The sequence below is a fragment of the Blautia intestinihominis genome (genome assembly GCF_040096655.1).
In the GTDB taxonomy this organism is placed as follows: Bacteria; Bacillota; Clostridia; order Lachnospirales; family Lachnospiraceae; genus Blautia_A; species Blautia_A intestinihominis.
Window position 1 is genome coordinate 1 of record NZ_JBBMEI010000071.1, and the last position, 16,307, is coordinate 16,307.

Here is a 16,307-nt window from a genome sequence, read left to right on the forward strand (position 1 = left end):
CCGATCTTAAATACGGGTAAATTCTGCCAGGAATGCGGCAAACCGAGACCATAGGAGGAAGGGGGCAGATGCGATGGCAGATACTTTGAACTACAAGTGCCCCAACTGTTCAGCCGGTCTTACTTTTGACAGCAAGTCACAGAAGATGAAATGTGAGTACTGTGGAAGTACCTATTCTCTGGATGAACTGGATAAGATCGCAGAGCAGGAGGAAGAAGTAAAGGAAGTTAAGGGGGATCACTGGGAAGGATTTGAGCCGGAGCAGTGGCAGTCAGACGAGAAATCCAATATGGCTGTCTGGAGCTGCCCGTCCTGCGGCGCGGAGATCCTTGCAGAAAAGACGACAGGTGCGACTGTGTGTCCTTATTGCGACAATCCAATGATCATGCCGGAGCAGTTTGTGGACAGCTATCGTCCGGATTATATCATTCCGTTTCAGAAATCCAAAAAAGAAGCAGTTGAGGCACTTAAGAAACACTACGAAGGGAAATCACTGCTTCCAAAGGTGTTCAAAGACCAGAACCATCTCGAAGAGATCAAGGCGGTTTATGTCCCGTTCTGGTTATTTGATCTGGATGCGGCAGGGCGTTTCCGCTATGAGGCCACCAGAAACCGTTTCTGGGAAGATTCTGATTACCGGTATACAGAGACGAAATTTTATCATGTTGTGCGCTCAGGCAGCATGAAATTTGAAAAGATCCCTGTTGATGGCTCGAAAGCTATTGACGATACCACGATGGAGGCAATTGAGCCGTATGATTACAAGGATCTGACAGAATTTAACTTTTCCTATCTTTCCGGTTATATGGCAGACAAATACGACCAGGAGCCGGATGCCCTCACAGAACGTGTTTATGAGCGCATGGAGAGGAGTGTGAAGGACAGTTTTGAGAGGACTGTCCATGGATATGCAACGGTAACTCCAAAGCAGGAGAAGGTCACAGTGACCGGGAAAGGCAAGGTCAGATACGCCTTGTTTCCGGTCTGGTTCCTGAATACGAAATGGAATGGCAAAAATTATTCTTTTGCGATGAATGGACAGACGGGACATCTGATCGGGGATCTTCCTATGGCGAAGGATCTGGCAGTCAAATACTGGTTCAAACGTCATATCCCGCTGACCATTGCAGCGACAGCAGTAGTTACGGCTCTGCGTCTTCTGGGGGTGATATAGATGAACAGATCAGGGTGGATATTAAAAGGAACGATGCTGTGTCTTGGACTGGGACTTCTGATGCCGCTTTCTGTGCCGGCATCCTCTGAGAACGATGCGGCAGGCACGGAAGAGATCTCCTGGGTATTTGACGATTATGGACTCCTGGATGAGACAGAGCAGGCACAGCTGGATCAGGAACTGGGGGATATTTATGAGGAGTATGGTTATGATGCCGTACTTCTGATCTCGCCGGATATCGGGGAAGACCAGGATTACCGGAAATATGCGGCAGAATTTATGCAGGAAAATGATATCGGATACGGCGACACTTATGAGGGAATGTGTATTTTCCATCAGCCGGATGCCAGAAATATCACGATCGTCTTCCGCGGGGACACGCAGGATGATTTTCCTTCAAATGTCCAGGAAGAAATGCTCGACAAGTGCAAGAAATATCTCAAGGCAGATGATCCGGTGAGCGGCTATCAGTCGCTGATCACAGACCTTCGGACCGGCCTTGACCGGATCTGCGAGGGTAAGAAAGTACGCCCGATGGATATCAGAGAAGGTTCTTTTGCGGGAACATTTGCAGTCGATCTGCTGCTATGTTTCCTGGCGATGGCGATCCCAACGGGATTTATGACCTGGATGCAGATGCGCAAGATGAAGACAAGAGTGCAACAGGCAAATGCAAATGCCTATACCGCACAGAGCGGACTGGATCTCAGTGAGAAGAGGGATATTTTCCTGTACAGCACAGTCAGCCAGACAGCCAAACCAAAAGACAATGATAATAACAATGATTCCGGCAGCTTTTCCAGTGGCGGAGAGAGCTTTTCCGGATCGAGCAGTGATTATTAAAAAGGACAAAAAAGCAGCGAAATAAAGAAGCTGCTTTTTTTTGCGCTCATAATTATGCAAAAAATAAATTAAATGTTAAAAATATAACAAAAAGAAACAACAAAAATGATAAAATATTGTCAGAATTTTGACAATGTACAGGCAAAAATACAATATATAGGGAAAATGCACAAAAAGATATAGGAGATGTGCAAATTTATTGAAGAAAAGTGCAATTGTATTTTGAAGTGCTTATGTTATAATTGCAACTGGTTAAAAACTTAAACGAGGGGGCGACAGCTTTGAAGAAATTAGTAACATTTTTGGGAATGCTGCTGACGATGCTGCTTGCCTGGCCGACAGGTGTATGGGCTGCCGGCGGGGAAACAACAGCATCGGTGCCGATCTGGCTCTGCATTCCTTTTGCGGGACTTCTGCTCTGCATTGCGATCATGCCGCTTGTCAAAGCAGAGTGGTGGGAAGCACATCAGCCGCATGTGGTAGCTATGTGGATCCTTCTGATGGTGATTCCTTTTGCCGTCGTTTATGGTGTGGGCGATGCCGCTGAGACAGTCCTTGACTGTATCATAAATGACTATCTTACTTTTATTATCCTCCTTTTTGGACTGTTCTGTGTATCCGGTAACATTACCATGGAGGGCGATTTTGCAGGTTCTCCACGAGTTAACGTCTGCCTTCTGGCATTCGGTACACTGTTATCCAGCTGTATCGGAACAACAGGTGCCAGTATGCTGATGGTCCGTCCAGTGATCAAGATGAATTCCTGGAGAAAAAGAAAAAGCCATATCATGGTATTCTTTATCTTCATGGTATCCAACATGGGCGGCTGCCTGACTCCGATCGGAGACCCGCCGCTTTTGATGGGATTCATGCGAGGCGTGCCGTTCTTCTGGAGTCTGCATCTGTTTCCGGTGCTGATCTTTAATATGGTGGTACTGCTGTTTGTGTTCTACCATGTAGATAAACTTGCATATCGCAAAGATATCGCACAGGGACGTAAACCGGACATCAGCAAACCGGGTACGGAGTTCCATATTGACGGACTTCATAATATTATTTTCCTGGTGATGATCGTTGTGGCGGTTATCTTAAGTGGTGTACTTCCGGGACTTTCCGCATTCCAGAATGCAGAAGGTGCAGTAAGAGGAATTCATCTCTTTGGCGAAGTGACACTGACCTTCCCGGCACTGATCGAGATCGTGCTGATCCTTCTTGCGGCGTTCTTATCCTTCAAGACAACGGACAAGAGTGTGCGCAGGAGAAACCATTTTACCTGGGGTGCGATCCAGGAGGTTGCTGTACTGTTTATCGGTATCTTTATTACCATGCAGCCGGCATTGATGCTTCTTAAGGCAGTCGGACCGAACCTTGGTATCACCAAGCCGCTTGAAATGTTCTGGGCGACTGGTGCGCTGTCCAGTTTTCTGGACAATACGCCGACTTACCTTGTATTCCTTACAACAGCAGGAACACTTGGATTTACGAGTGGGATCGCAACAACACTTGGTACTGTGCCAGTGAAACTTTTATCCGCGATTTCCTGTGGTGCGGTATTCATGGGCGCGAACACTTATATCGGAAATGCACCGAACTTTATGGTCAAGTCCATTTCTGACGAGAACGGTGTCAACATGCCGTCCTTCTTCGGATACATCCTGTGGTCACTGGTATTCCTTGTTCCGGTATTTATTCTGGACATGCTTGTGTTCTTTATGTAAGGAGGGGGAAGAATGTCAGATAAAATCAACAAAGAAATTTATACAAAACTTGCAAACCGTATCTACGACCTGGACGGTGAAGTCTACAGAGTCCTTGGTTCTTCTCTTGGACGTACCTTTACCGGAAACCGTGATACAACGATCCGTACCTTAAGCATGATGATGTACACGAAACCGGATGGACATCTGCTCCGAAGCGAACTTGCCCTGATCAGCAACATGGCACGTACCATCAAGGATGAGAGCGAGAGAAGCCGGTTGATGACAGAGTATGATGAGATTCTTAAGGAGATCGAGCAGCTTCCGAATATGTTCGGTTCCACAGATATCATTGATGCTGAACGTGTGGCACTGAACCTTGCAGCGAGAAGGGAAAAAATTTCCGAGAATGACCATCTCGTGATCTGTATCAGCCGTACACAGGGAAGTGCGGGAAATGATATCGGATTCGAACTTGCAGATAATCTTCATATTAACTATTATGATGTGGAGATTTTTGATCAGGTACTGAAACGCCTTGAAGCAGAGAAGGGCGATGTACAGGATAAAGAAAACTTTACCGAATTCAACAAATACGGAAAGAAATCACATGAAAGTTTCCGGACGAAGCTCAAAGAGCTGAACCGTTATCACGGACTGAACAAGCAGGACGCAGTTTTCTTCAATATGAGTGACCTGATCTGCGAACTCGCCCGGACAGAGGACTGTTTGATCATGGGACGCTGTGCAGATGCGATCCTCAAGAATAATCACATCCCGCACATTAGCATTTTTATCAGCGCTCCGCTTCAGGTGCGTACACAGCGTGTCATGGATGTCCGGAATATGGACATGAAACAGGCTGTGCGCTTCCTCAAAAAAATGGACAAGCAGCACCGCAAATACTACGAATTCTACACCGGAGAGAAGTGGGGAAAACCAGAGAACTACGACCTCTGTATCAACAGCGCGAATTACGGTATCAAAGAGACGATCGACGTGATCAAACGACTCCTGAACCAGCAGACACAGTAAACAAAAAACCTGTAATGCTGTCATGAAATGTGGCAGACATTACAGGCTTTTTTTATTTGTTTACATCAATATAGCTGTACAGGGTGTACTTGGAAATGCCGAAATAATTGGCAACTTTATCCCCGGACTTGGTGATGAGGAAAGCACCGGAATCATTGAGAAACTGGATCGCAGTGACCTTGTCCTCTTTATTCATAAGTGCGACCGGTTTGCCAACCAGAGCAACAGATTCCTCGATCAGATGCTCCAGTAGATCGTTGACACTGTGTGTGATCTCCTTTGGCTTTTCTTCCTTGTTGACCGGTGTGATCAGAGAGTGGAGTGCGCTTTCGATCATGGTCAGCTTGGTGATATCATAGTTGATGCCGAATACATAATGAAGGCTTCCGTCATCATCTCTGATATAGGAAGTGCTGCATTTCAGGATCTTGCCATCGGCAGTTTTCATCAGATAACCGGCGTGATCCCTTAATTCTTCTTCCTGCTCAGGTTTCTTTTTCTTGTTGTTGTGACGGATCACATCAAAAACGGCATTGGAAGGTCCATCTCCGATTCCGCGGCCTGTCACATGTCCGTTTTCAATATGGACGATGGAATGTTCCGGATCGTTTGTTTTAAGGTCATGGATCACAATCTCACATTCCGGACCAAACTGAAAAGCCAGATCCCGCGCGATCTGTTTGAGTACAGTAAGTCGTCCCATTGTTCTTCCTCCTCTTTTTAAAATTTTGATGTTATAAATACTATATCACAATTTTTTTTTAATATAAAGTTTTTTTTGCCATACCTAAATATTATTGTATAAAGGAATCAGATAGTGGTTGCTGAGAGGGCAAATTGGTGATATATTTGTTGTAATAAGTAGGTTCTGCTGAAGGATTCGTCAGAAAAAGTGCAGGGGTACATCAGCTTATGAATGACAAAGGAGGGTATACTATGAAATATTTACTCAAAAACGGAACGGTAGTATCCGGAGATAAATCTGAGAAACTCGATGTCCTGGTGGATGGAGAAAAGATCGTAAACGTAGGAAAGGACCTTGAAGCAGGCGATGCAGAAGTGATCGATGTCGAAGGAAAGCTTCTGTTTCCGGGATTTATCGACGGTCATACACATTTTGACCTGGAAGTGGCAGGGACTGTCACAGCAGATGACTTTGAGACAGGAACAAGGGCTGCACTTCTCGGCGGAACGACACTTGTCATTGATTATGCATCACAGGACAAAGGCGGCCATACACTGAAAGAAGGTCTCGATAAATGGCACAAAAAAGCCGATGGTAAATGCTCCTGCGATTATTCTTTCCATATGTCTATCGTAGAATGGAACGATGAGACAGAGGCAGAAGTGCAGGATATGATCGACCATGGAATCACCAGCTTCAAACTTTACATGACTTATCCGGCAATGATCGTAAATGACTGCGATATGTACAAGATTCTCAAGAAACTTGGGGAATGCGGCTGCTTCGCCGGAGTTCACTGTGAAAATGCGGGCGTGATCGATGCCCTGATCTCTGAAGCAAAGAAAGAAGGACGCCTCGGACCGGAAAATCATCCACTCGTAAGACCAGATACCATGGAAGCAGAGGCTGTCCACCGTCTTCTCGTGATCGCCAAAGAAGCCAATGCACCAGTCATGGTCGTTCACCTGACCAACAAGAAAGCTTACGAAGAGGTTATGAACGCAAGGAAAAATGGACAGGAAGTCTATGCAGAGACCTGCCCGCAGTATCTCCTTCTGGAAGACAGCGTATACTCCAAGCCGGACTTTGGAGGTGCTGTTTATGTATGTGCACCGCCGATCCGCAAGAAAGAAGATCAGGACTGCCTGTGGAAAGCTCTGGCAGACGAGGAGATCCAGACGGTGGCAACAGACCAGTGCAGCTTTACTCTGGCACAGAAAGCCCTCGGAAAAGATGACTTCACCAAGATCCCGGGAGGACTTCCGGGTGTACAGACAAGAGGAACTCTTCTCTATACTTATGGAGTTAAGACCGGAAAGATCACCCAGGAACAGATGTGCAAAGTCCTCTGTGAAAACCCGGCCAAACTGTACGGTGTATATCCAAACAAAGGCGCGATCACAGCAGGAAGCGACGCAGATATCGTAGTGCTTGATCCGGCAAAAGAAAGCGTGATCTCCGCAGCGACTCATGCATACAATACAGACAATAACCCGTTCGAGGGCTTCAAACTTGAGTGCGGCATCGACAAAGTTTTCCTCCGCGGAAACCTTGCAGTCGAGGAGGGTAAGCTTGTAAAAGAAAAACTCGGCAAATACATCGCCAGAGGTAAAAAACAGCTTTAAGGGCTGCATACGGGGAGAAAATATTATGAAAAAACTGATCGACAAACTGCATCAGGAGCAGATCCTGTCAGCAGAAGAATTCCGGACACTTCTGACAGACCGTTCAGAAGAAACAGATCTGTATGCACGGGAACTGGCAGACCAGGTGCGGCAGCAGGTCTATGGAAACCAGATCTATGTACGTGGACTGATCGAGTTTACCAACTACTGCAAAAATGACTGCTATTACTGTGGAATCCGCCGGAGCAACCGAAATGCCCAGCGTTACCGCCTGACAGAAGAAGATATCCTTGCCTGCTGCAAAGAAGGCTATGAACTGGGATTCCGTACTTTTGTCCTTCAGGGAGGAGAAGACGGATATTATACAGATGAGAAGCTGACAGCTCTGATCCGTAAGATCAAAGAAGTCTATCCGGACTGTGCCCTGACACTTTCCATCGGGGAGAAATCCGAAGAAAGCTACCGTGCCTACAAAGAAGCCGGTGCAGACCGCTATCTTCTGCGGCATGAGACCGCGCGTGAAGAGCATTACCGCAAACTCCATCCAGAAGAAATGTCCTGCGAAAACCGCAAAAACTGTCTTCGCACCCTCAAAAAACTGGGCTATCAGACAGGTGCAGGCTTTATGGTGGGTTCTCCTTACCAGACCATCGATGATCTGGTAGAGGATTTCCTGTTCCTCAAAGAACTGGATCCGGAGATGGTCGGGATCGGACCGTTCATTTCACATCAGGATACTCCTTTCCATGATGAAAAGAGCGGAACACTTGAAGACACGCTTTTTTATCTGGCACTCCTTCGTCTGATGCTTCCGAATGTGCTCCTTCCGGCAACTACAGCACTGGGAACGATCTGTCCGAAGGGACGTGAACTCGGCGTAAAATCCGGCGCAAATGTCGTGATGCCGAATCTTTCTCCTGTTTCTGTGCGAAAGAAATACATGCTCTATGACGGAAAAATCTGCACCGGAGATGAGGCAGCAGAATGCCGTTTCTGCCTCAGCCGGCGCATGGAACTGATCGGCTGCCAGATCGTGACAGACCGCGGGGATTACAAAAAAGTCTTGCAATAGATACTGTATATGGGGTATAGTGGTCATATGGTTACTGTGAATGAAGTGAACAGTAACATTGTATGCTATAAAGGAGGATTATTTTTAATGAAGAAATCCAGATTACTGATCGTGCTGGCTGGTCTGGCTGTGTTTGCATCCGGATGTGGTTACAGCACAGGAGGAGAAGACTCTACTGTGACTGTGATTGAAGCGACTCCGACTCCGACCGCTACTCCTACACCGGAAGCAACTCCGACTCCGGAAGTTCCAGAGGCAACCCCGACTCCGGCGCAGGAAGTCGCACAGACAGCAAGCGGTGTGAATATCATAAAGCAGAATGCTACCTATTATGTTGTGGAGGGCGTAAATGTCCGCTCTGACTGCAGTACAGAGGCAGAGATGATCACAGGAACAACTGTTGGTCAGGAACTGACAAGTACAGGTGTCAGCGAGGACGGACAGTGGATCGAAGTAACGGTTAATGGTCAGACAGGTTACGTCAATGCACAGTATGTTTCCACAACCGCTCCGGCAGGTGCTGCTGCACAGACTACAGCTCAGTAAAAAGAACGAAATACTTCAAAGAAAAACGCTGAACTTCTTTAAAAGAAATTTTTCTGAAAAGAAGCACAGCGTTTTTTATTTGGCATTTATGATACGAAAGAAAATGACTTACTCCGGATAAACAAGACGATCCGGTTTGATATCGTAGAGAACTTCGCGGAGATATTTATCGGCAAGATATTTTGCCATGCCGAGGTTCATGTCGAGGTAGTTTCCACAGTCTTTGGCAGAAGCTCCCGGGATCTCGCCTTCAAAATCACGGATAAATTCAAACATCTCTGTCATGAGCGGCACGATATCCTTGGATTCGTAATCGCCTGCAAGGAGAAGATAGTTTCCGGTACGGCATCCCATCGGTCCCCAGTAGATGATCTTGCTTCCGAATTCAGCGTGATTGCGGAGAAAAGTAGCTGCGAGATGTTCCATTGCGTGAAGCTCGGCAGTGTTCATGACAGGCTCCTCGTTCGGGGAAGTCATGCGGATATCAAAAGTAGTGATGACCTGATCTCCGAGATAATCCTTGCGGGAAACATAGATTCCCGGCTGGAGTTTGATATGGTCTATGGTAAAGCTGGCTATTTTTTTCATAGGTGTTATTCCTTTCTGTATTTTGATATAAAGTCGTTAATCCTTATTGTAACAGAGCTTTGACATGCTTACAAGTAGTTGGAGAAAAATCCCCGGCATTGACTTTACTTCTTCGTGATGTTAAACTGTTGCACAAGACAAAGTTATGAAAGTAATGTCAGAAGAGGAGGAATTTTATTATGAAATCCAGAGTTTTGGCGGCAGTTTTCGCAGTTGTCCTTACAGCAGGCACCCTTACCGGCTGTGGAAGCACAAAGACAGCTGATACTGCAAAAACAGAAGATACAAAAGAAGAGACTTCTTCAGATAAAGAAGTGACACAGGAACCGGTAAGTGAAGAAGAAGCAGAGGCAGACGGTTTCAGTGACGGTACAGACGGGGAAACGACCTTGGATACCAGCAAGGAACTGACAGGAATCCATCATGCAGGAATTGCTATCAAGGATTACGGAAGCATCGAGGTAGAACTGGATGCAGACACAGCCCCGATCACAGTGACAAACTTCGTGAAGCTTGCACAGGACGGTTTCTATGACGGACTGACTTTCTGGCGTATCATAGACGGTTTTATGATGCAGGGTGGTGACCCGAAGGGCGATGGAACTGGCGGCGCAGATGAGACGATCAAGGGAGAATTCTCCAGTAACGGTGTGAAGAATGATATTTCTCACGTAAGAGGAACCATCTCCATGGCGAGATCTTCAGACCCGGACAGCGCAAGCTCCCAGTTCTTCATCGTACAGTCTGACAGTACCTTCCTGGATGGCGACTATGCAGCATTCGGTCATGTGACAGAGGGAATGGATGTCGTAGACCAGATCTGTAAGGATGCAAAACCTACAGATGACAACGGAACGATCAAGGCAGACGAGCAGCCGGTGATCGAGAGCATCCAGATCAAAGACTGATCGTTTTACAGTTTTATGATCAGAACCGGAATCGGAGGATTGTTCGGGCGGTTATAGTAGTCGCTCCGGATGACAAGATATTTATGCGGGTCGAGGGAGGCAAGCCATGCAAGTACCGCGTCCCGCTCCTCAAATCCGGAATCGCCGCCGCTGTAAATACAAAGTGAGATCAGGCCGCCTTTTCTGAGAAGGGAAAGCCCCTGGGTCAGAGCCTCAATGCTGGTGTCACCTTTTGTCGCTTTGGCGTGATCCCCACCGGGAAGGTAGCCGAGATTGAAGGTGATGCAGCTTATAGAATTTTCCTGGGCATGCGTTTTCATTTGCGTATGGGATTCCAGAAGCAGAGTATAGTTGTCTGGTGCACCTGCGCTGATGAGGTGCTCTTTTGTACTTTTTAATGCCTGTTCCTGAATATCAAAAGCAAGTACTCTGCCCTTTTCGCCGCAGAGCGTACTCAGAAGCAGTGTATCATTTCCGTTTCCCATCGTTGCATCAATACAGAGATCGCCCGGAGAAACCTGTTCTTTTATAAAACGCGCACACCATTGTGTGATCTGATAATTTTTCATAAAAATCTTAGTCCTTTCTTATTCATTACTCCCATTATAATAAAAATCTAACATGAAAACGAGTACAAAAAAAGAAACACAGCAAAAATTCATTGCAATTGTCGCTGGGGCTGTTATAATGTAACAGACATGAAAACTGTGAAAAACTCGTAAAAGGAAGGAAAATCTTATGTTAAAGGGTAAAACCGTTCTTCTGGGAGTGACCGGAAGCATTGCGGCATACAAAATCGCATATCTTGCAAGTGCACTGAAGAAACTTCATGCAGAGGTCCATGTGCTGATGACGAAGAATGCAACCAATTTTATCACACCGATTACATTTGAATCGCTTACCGGAACGAAATGTCTGGTAGATACCTTTGACAGAAATTTTCAGTTCCAGGTAGAACATGTTTCCATTGCAAAGAAGGCAGACGTAGTCATGATCGCACCTGCCAGTGCCAATGTGATCGGCAAACTTGCACATGGGATCGCAGATGATATGCTGACAACAACGATCATGGCATGCAAATGTAAGAAATTCATTTCCCCTGCCATGAATACAAATATGTTTGAAAATCCGATCCTGCAGGATAATCTTAAGACGCTTGAGCATTATGGATACGAAGTGATCCAGCCAGCGAGCGGCTACCTTGCCTGCGGGGACACCGGAGCCGGTAAGATGCCGGAGCCGGAAACACTGCTTTCTTACATCTTGAGGGAGATCGCAGCGGAGAAGGATCTTGAGGGAAAGAAGGTTCTGGTCACAGCCGGACCTACCCAGGAATCCATTGATCCGGTGCGCTACATCACCAACCATTCTTCCGGCAAGATGGGCTATGCACTGGCAAAAGCAGCTATGCTCCGTGGCGCAGATGTCACTCTGGTCAGCGGACCATGCAGCATCACGCCGCCGCCTTTTGTAAAGGTGGTACCGGTCGTGACCGCGAAGGATATGTTTGATGCGGTGACTTTCGTAAGTGCAGAGCAGGACATCATCATCAAGGCAGCAGCCGTGGCAGACTACCGCCCGAAGCAGGTTTTTGATGAGAAGGTCAAGAAGCAGGACAAAGAAATGAGTATTGAACTGAAAAAAACGGACGATATTCTCAAATACCTGGGAGAACATCGTACTCCGCAGCAGTTCCTCTGTGGATTTTCCATGGAGACTCAGAACATGATCGGTAATTCCAGGGCGAAGCTTGGTAAGAAACATCTGGATATGGTGGCAGCGAACAACCTCAAGGTTGCAGGCGCCGGTTTCCAGGGTGATACCAATGTGCTGACCCTGATTACACAGGATGAGGACGTATCACTCCAGCTTATGAGCAAGGAGGATGCAGCCAACGTCATTCTGGATAAGATCCTTTCTATCATGAAAGAAAGGGAACAGTAACCCGTTCACCAGGAGGCGGGTAAATAAAATTACATACCCGCAGTTCCGCACCGTATTGTATCCCCATGGAGGGAACGATAACAAGGAGGAAAAACATGAAAAGTAACAAATTTACCACATCACAGCTCACCATTCTTGGTCTGATGTCAGGAATCCTTTTTCTGATGGCGTACACACCACTTGGATATCTGAACATAGGACCTCTGGCAGTCACCTTTAATGTCATTCCGGTCGCAATCTGCGCGGTCGTTCTCGGACCGACAGGCGGAGCCGTAGCCGGAGCCGTTTTTGGACTGACCAGTTTCTTACAGGCAATGGGAATCGGCGGTACCAGCGCACTGGGAGCAGCACTGTTTCAGATCAATCCATTCTTGAGTGCAGTTCAGTGTTTTGTACCTCGTATTCTTGATGGATTACTTATCGGTTTCATCTACAGAGGAATGAGAAAGAAAACAAATGTATATGCATCCTGTGCAGTAACCGGATTCTTTTCCGCATTCCTGAATACTCTGTTCTTTATGACCGCACTGGTTGTAATGTTCGGAAACACAGAAGTGATCCAGAATCTTATGGGTGGAAGAAATGTGATCATTGGATGTTGTATGATGGTAGGTGTTAATGCAATCAGTGAGATGGTTTCTTCAACAATCATCACAGCAGCTGTAGGAACCGCACTTTCCAAGGCTCATCTGATTCCGGCATCTCAGATTGCAAAACCTGACACTGCCGCATAAAAAGCATATAGACAGGAATGAGAATATATGATTTTAGCCATTGATATCGGAAACACCAACATTGTAGTTGGCTGTATCGAAGAAGAGAAGATTTACTTTATAGAGAGGATTTCCACGAACCACACCAAGACAGAACTGGAGTATGCGATCGACCTCAAGACGATCCTTGACATCCATCACATCAAACGTTCTGAGATCGAGGGTGCGATCATTTCTTCCGTAGTTCCGCAGATCACCAATGCAGCGAAGCTTGCGGTCGAGAAGATCCTCAAAAAAGAACCGATGGTCCTGGGACCAGGAGTCAAGACAGGACTGAATATTGTTCTGGATAATCCGGGAGAGATGGGAGCAGACCGTGTGGCAGACGCAGTTGCGGCGCTGGCACAGTATCCGGTACCGCTGGTCATCGTGGATATGGGAACAGCGACTACGATTTCTGTTCTGGATGATAAGAAACGCTATATCGGCGGAATGATCCTTCCGGGTGTACGGATCTCTCTGGATGCGCTGACTTCCAGAGCATCACAGCTGAGCGGGATCAGTATTGAAGAGCCGAAACGGCTCATTGGAAGAAATACGGTAGACTGCATGAAGAGCGGGATCCTTTATGGAAACGCAGCTGCGGTGGACGGTATCGTGGACAGGATCGAAGAAGAACTTGGACAGAAAGTCACCGTGATCGCAACCGGTGGAATGTCCAAAAAGATTATTCCTCACTGCAAAAGAGAGATGATCTGGGACGGAGACCTGCTTCTCAAGGGACTTCAGATCATTTACGACAAGAACAAATAATAAAAATCAGTAACTATAAAATCACTTCTTTTGACTGTGTGAAACAGCAGAGGAAGTGATTTTTTTGTTGCGAAAAAATTTTTCAGAATGCCTGTGCCATGTCTTTTGGGACGGGGGCAGTGAAGCAGAGGTCTTTGCCGGTCAGCGGATGCCGGAAATTAAGCTGGAAAGAATGCAGAGGCTGTCTTTTGAAATGGTCATAGACCGGATGGTAGAGATAATCTGCCGGGAGTGGATGTCCGATGTATCCCATATGCACCCGGATCTGGTGGGTGCGTCCTGTTTCCAGATGGATCTCCAGGAGGGAATGATCATTTCGGACGGCAAGTCGTTCATAATGTGTGACAGCGGATTCTCCATGTTCCGGATCGACCTGCCGCTGGATCACGGAATCGGAAACACGTCCGATTGGGGCAGAGACTGTCCCGGATGGAGGGGTGACACCGCAGACAACTGCCAGATAGGTGCGGCGGATCTCACGGTTTCGCATCTGTGCGGAAAGGATCGCGGCGCTGAGCGCGTTTTTTGCAAGGATCAGTGCACCGGAGGTATCACGGTCCAGCCGGTTGATGCAGCGGAACGGGCAGAGTTCGTTTTTTTGCTGGAAATAGAATGCTGCAGCATTGGCGAGGGTGTTTGTATAATTTCCGATCGAAGGATGCACAGGCATATCAGCCGGTTTATTTAAGACAAGGATGTCTTCATCTTCATAAAGAATATCAAGGGGCAGGGGAGCAGGAACGATCCCTTCCATGCTGCCTGTTTCCATGACGCGCACCCGGAAATGGTCTCCTTCTTTGAGAATGCTTCGTCCCCCGGCGCGCATTCCGTTTACGAGAAGTGCTTCTTTATCCGGCTTCATGGAAGTCAGGATGTGCCGGGAAAACCCTTTTGACCGCAGGAATTCAAGTACCTGCATGCCGTCCTCCTGCGGGGTGATGGTATATGTTAAAATTCTGTCCATATGGTTAGTTTCTCCAGTTTGTTTTTTTATCTGGCATCAGTATAGGGCAACAGGAAAAAAAATTCCACAGATTTTGCAAAAATAAATGGAAAACAGAATCGCAATCTGGTATAAAATAAGGTAAATAGCGGTTACAGGGGATTTATGGTCCACCGCTATAATAAAAAGGAAGATTTTTACATAAGCTGAAATACATAAGGCCGGGGGAATGAGACAATGAGTGAAGAAAAAAAGATCAGCAAAAAGACACTGAAGATCATCTTGGGAGTATGCGTTGGTGCAGTAGTGGCACTGGTAGTGGGATTTTTTGCCTATATCCATGTGGCAGATACGAATACACTGGGGCGCAAGATCACGATCTATGGACTGGATGTGTCGAAACTGGGTGTGGAGGATGCAAAGCAGAAGATCCTGACTACATTCCAGGATAAGAAGATCGTTTTTAAGGAAAACGGAGCGGATGTCTACAGTCTGACTCTGAAAGATCTGGGTTACAGCCTGGATGAAAATGACCTTACGACGCAGCTTACAGAACTTCAGAAGAAGAGAGAGGCAAACCGCAAGATCTTTGCAGAACAGGAGAATGTAAATATCTCTTACAAAGTCAACAAGGATGCCGAGCAGGAAAAGAGTGCACTGACAGTAGACCATTTTGGTGACAGGGAACGTACCTCTTCTACAAATGCATCGATCCAGTATGATGACGCAAAGAAAGAATTTACGATTACCAGTGAGGTACAGGGCGATGAGATTGATGAAAGCCGTCTGATGAGCTTTGTGGATCAGACACTGGATGCGGATTTTACTTCTGCACTTCTTGATGCAGAAGCAGATATTACGATGGGTACAGAATGTTATCAGCTCCCGGATGTTTCCGCAGATGAGAAGATGCAGAACAAGCTGACCAGCCTGAATGACCAGCTTGACAAATACAGAAGTACAACAGTTACCTATACATTTGGAGAGAGTACAGAAGTCCTGGATTCCCAGACCATTGATTCCTGGATCACGATCGACGGAGAAAATATCGGAATTGACCAGGAAGCAGCGAAGGCATATATCCAGAATCTTGCGAATACCTATAATACGATCTATGTACCGAGAACTTTCCATACTTCCTATGGAAATGATGTGACGATCTCAGGAAATGAATACGGCTTCCAGATCGACCAGGACGGAGAACTTGCACAGCTTCTCGAGGACTTAAAGAGCGGCACCGCAGTTTCCAGAGATCCGGTATACAGCATTCAGGGAATGCAGCGCAACGGGACCGACGACCTGGCGGGCAGCTACATAGAAGTCAGCCTGGATAACCAGCATCTGTGGCTTTACAAAGACGGTGCGCTTGTGACAGAAACCGACATCGTAAGCGGTGCTCCGACCAAAGGCAGAGAGACCTACCGTGGTGCATGGCCGATCGCATACAAGGCAAGTCCGTTTGAATTATCAAGCGAAGAATATGGCTACAATGTCAAAGTAAACTACTGGATGCCGTTCGTATACGGTCAGGGACTTCACGACGCATCCTGGCAGTCTTCCTTCGGAGGAAACCGCTACAAATCCGGCGCCGGCAGCCACGGTTGCATCAACCTCCCTGAAGACCAGGCAGCTCTGATCTACAATACGATCGATGGTGGCTATCCGATCATCATCTATTAAATAAGAAGACCGCCCCGGTTTGGGGGGCGGGGGTTTTGTGG

16 protein-coding genes are annotated in these 16,307 nt (G+C 46.9%); 12 read left to right on the plus strand and 4 right to left on the minus strand.

Features of this window, described 5'->3' with window-relative positions; genetic code table 11:
• Positions 1-73 precede the first annotated feature (73 nt).
• The 4 genes from WMO75_RS15825 (at position 74) to WMO75_RS15840 (ending at position 4,749) form a co-directional block, all read left to right on the plus strand.
• On the plus strand, positions 74-1,174 hold the full coding sequence (locus WMO75_RS15825; protein WP_349078475.1) for a TFIIB-type zinc ribbon-containing protein: 1,101 nt from the start codon (positions 74-76) through the stop codon (positions 1,172-1,174).
• Positions 1,175-2,017, plus strand: a complete 843-nt coding sequence (locus WMO75_RS15830) for a TPM domain-containing protein (RefSeq protein ID WP_349078477.1) — start codon at positions 1,175-1,177, stop codon at positions 2,015-2,017. It abuts the gene before it with no gap.
• A 320-nt stretch (positions 2,018-2,337) separates the two neighbouring features.
• Positions 2,338-3,735: a sodium:proton antiporter gene (locus WMO75_RS15835; RefSeq protein ID WP_417192236.1), complete on the plus strand. Its 1,398-nt coding sequence runs from the start codon at positions 2,338-2,340 to the stop codon at positions 3,733-3,735.
• Positions 3,736-3,747: 12 nt separating this feature from the next.
• Positions 3,748-4,749: a cytidylate kinase-like family protein gene (locus WMO75_RS15840; protein ID WP_118698233.1), complete on the plus strand. Its 1,002-nt coding sequence runs from the start codon at positions 3,748-3,750 to the stop codon at positions 4,747-4,749.
• 52 nt (positions 4,750-4,801) lie between these two features.
• On the opposite strand, the gene WMO75_RS15845 is transcribed toward WMO75_RS15840, so the two are convergent.
• Positions 4,802-5,452, minus strand: a complete 651-nt coding sequence (locus WMO75_RS15845) for a helix-turn-helix transcriptional regulator (RefSeq protein WP_349078479.1) — start codon at positions 5,450-5,452, stop codon at positions 4,802-4,804.
• Positions 5,453-5,685: 233 nt separating this feature from the next.
• Between WMO75_RS15845 and hydA the strand changes: the two genes are divergently transcribed.
• The 3 genes from hydA to WMO75_RS15860 all read left to right on the plus strand — a co-directional run bounded on the left by hydA (position 5,686) and on the right by WMO75_RS15860 (position 8,677).
• On the plus strand, positions 5,686-7,059 hold the full coding sequence (gene hydA, locus WMO75_RS15850) for a dihydropyrimidinase (RefSeq protein ID WP_349078481.1): 1,374 nt from the start codon (positions 5,686-5,688) through the stop codon (positions 7,057-7,059).
• 25 nt (positions 7,060-7,084) lie between these two features.
• Positions 7,085-8,131, plus strand: a complete 1,047-nt coding sequence (gene hydE, locus WMO75_RS15855) for a [FeFe] hydrogenase H-cluster radical SAM maturase HydE (RefSeq protein ID WP_349078483.1) — start codon at positions 7,085-7,087, stop codon at positions 8,129-8,131.
• A gap of 87 nt (positions 8,132-8,218) precedes the next feature.
• Positions 8,219-8,677 carry an SH3 domain-containing protein gene (locus WMO75_RS15860; protein WP_022215267.1) on the plus strand — a complete coding sequence of 153 codons (459 nt, stop codon included), beginning with the start codon at positions 8,219-8,221 and terminating at the stop codon, positions 8,675-8,677.
• Between the two features lie 108 nt (positions 8,678-8,785).
• Here the strand turns inward: WMO75_RS15860 and WMO75_RS15865 are convergent, their stop codons facing one another.
• The gene (locus WMO75_RS15865) at positions 8,786-9,265 is read right to left on the minus strand and encodes an S-ribosylhomocysteine lyase (protein WP_022215266.1); all 480 of its coding nucleotides are present in this window, start codon (positions 9,263-9,265) and stop codon (positions 8,786-8,788) included.
• A 179-nt stretch (positions 9,266-9,444) separates the two neighbouring features.
• Here WMO75_RS15865 and WMO75_RS15870 point away from each other — a divergent pair, with 179 nt between their 5' ends.
• On the plus strand, positions 9,445-10,173 hold the full coding sequence (locus tag WMO75_RS15870) for a peptidylprolyl isomerase (protein WP_022215265.1): 729 nt from the start codon (positions 9,445-9,447) through the stop codon (positions 10,171-10,173).
• 5 nt (positions 10,174-10,178) lie between these two features.
• Here the strand turns inward: WMO75_RS15870 and mnmM are convergent, their stop codons facing one another.
• Positions 10,179-10,742 (minus strand): tRNA 5-(aminomethyl)-2-thiouridylate-methyltransferase MnmM, encoded by a 564-nt coding sequence (gene mnmM, locus WMO75_RS15875; protein ID WP_227221860.1) that lies wholly within the window; start codon positions 10,740-10,742, stop codon positions 10,179-10,181.
• A 169-nt stretch (positions 10,743-10,911) separates the two neighbouring features.
• On the opposite strand from mnmM, the gene coaBC reads away from it, so the two are divergent.
• The 3 genes from coaBC to WMO75_RS15890 all read left to right on the plus strand — a co-directional run bounded on the left by coaBC (position 10,912) and on the right by WMO75_RS15890 (position 13,643).
• The gene (coaBC, locus tag WMO75_RS15880) at positions 10,912-12,117 is read left to right on the plus strand and encodes a bifunctional phosphopantothenoylcysteine decarboxylase/phosphopantothenate--cysteine ligase CoaBC (protein ID WP_022215263.1); all 1,206 of its coding nucleotides are present in this window, start codon (positions 10,912-10,914) and stop codon (positions 12,115-12,117) included.
• A gap of 95 nt (positions 12,118-12,212) precedes the next feature.
• Positions 12,213-12,851 carry an ECF transporter S component gene (locus WMO75_RS15885; RefSeq protein ID WP_022215262.1) on the plus strand — a complete coding sequence of 213 codons (639 nt, stop codon included), beginning with the start codon at positions 12,213-12,215 and terminating at the stop codon, positions 12,849-12,851.
• 27 nt (positions 12,852-12,878) lie between these two features.
• On the plus strand, positions 12,879-13,643 hold the full coding sequence (locus WMO75_RS15890) for a type III pantothenate kinase (protein WP_022215261.1): 765 nt from the start codon (positions 12,879-12,881) through the stop codon (positions 13,641-13,643).
• A gap of 82 nt (positions 13,644-13,725) precedes the next feature.
• Here the strand turns inward: WMO75_RS15890 and WMO75_RS15895 are convergent, their stop codons facing one another.
• A complete protein-coding gene (locus WMO75_RS15895) occupies positions 13,726-14,607 on the minus strand; it encodes an RluA family pseudouridine synthase (RefSeq protein ID WP_227221859.1) in 882 nt (293 codons plus the stop codon).
• Positions 14,608-14,823: 216 nt separating this feature from the next.
• On the opposite strand from WMO75_RS15895, the gene WMO75_RS15900 reads away from it, so the two are divergent.
• A complete protein-coding gene (locus WMO75_RS15900) occupies positions 14,824-16,266 on the plus strand; it encodes a L,D-transpeptidase family protein (protein ID WP_118698230.1) in 1,443 nt (480 codons plus the stop codon).
• The last annotated feature ends 41 nt before the right edge of the window (positions 16,267-16,307 follow it).

Coding starts and splice junctions, on each gene's coding strand:
- WMO75_RS15845 (WP_349078479.1), bottom strand. CDS start 5,452: ATGGGACGACTTACTGTACTCAAACAGATCGCGCGGGATCTGGCTTTT.
- WMO75_RS15885 (WP_022215262.1), top strand. CDS start 12,213: ATGAAAAGTAACAAATTTACCACATCACAGCTCACCATTCTTGGTCTG.
- WMO75_RS15890 (WP_022215261.1), top strand. CDS start 12,879: ATGATTTTAGCCATTGATATCGGAAACACCAACATTGTAGTTGGCTGT.
- hydE (WP_349078483.1), top strand. CDS start 7,085: ATGAAAAAACTGATCGACAAACTGCATCAGGAGCAGATCCTGTCAGCA.
- WMO75_RS15840 (WP_118698233.1), top strand. CDS start 3,748: ATGTCAGATAAAATCAACAAAGAAATTTATACAAAACTTGCAAACCGT.
- hydA (WP_349078481.1), top strand. CDS start 5,686: ATGAAATATTTACTCAAAAACGGAACGGTAGTATCCGGAGATAAATCT.
- WMO75_RS15870 (WP_022215265.1), top strand. CDS start 9,445: ATGAAATCCAGAGTTTTGGCGGCAGTTTTCGCAGTTGTCCTTACAGCA.
- WMO75_RS15825 (WP_349078475.1), top strand. CDS start 74: ATGGCAGATACTTTGAACTACAAGTGCCCCAACTGTTCAGCCGGTCTT.
- WMO75_RS15895 (WP_227221859.1), bottom strand. CDS start 14,607: ATGGACAGAATTTTAACATATACCATCACCCCGCAGGAGGACGGCATG.
- mnmM (WP_227221860.1), bottom strand. CDS start 10,742: ATGAAAAATTATCAGATCACACAATGGTGTGCGCGTTTTATAAAAGAA.
- WMO75_RS15900 (WP_118698230.1), top strand. CDS start 14,824: ATGAGTGAAGAAAAAAAGATCAGCAAAAAGACACTGAAGATCATCTTG.
- WMO75_RS15860 (WP_022215267.1), top strand. CDS start 8,219: ATGAAGAAATCCAGATTACTGATCGTGCTGGCTGGTCTGGCTGTGTTT.
- WMO75_RS15830 (WP_349078477.1), top strand. CDS start 1,175: ATGAACAGATCAGGGTGGATATTAAAAGGAACGATGCTGTGTCTTGGA.
- WMO75_RS15835 (WP_417192236.1), top strand. CDS start 2,338: ATGCTGCTTGCCTGGCCGACAGGTGTATGGGCTGCCGGCGGGGAAACA.
- coaBC (WP_022215263.1), top strand. CDS start 10,912: ATGTTAAAGGGTAAAACCGTTCTTCTGGGAGTGACCGGAAGCATTGCG.
- WMO75_RS15865 (WP_022215266.1), bottom strand. CDS start 9,265: ATGAAAAAAATAGCCAGCTTTACCATAGACCATATCAAACTCCAGCCG.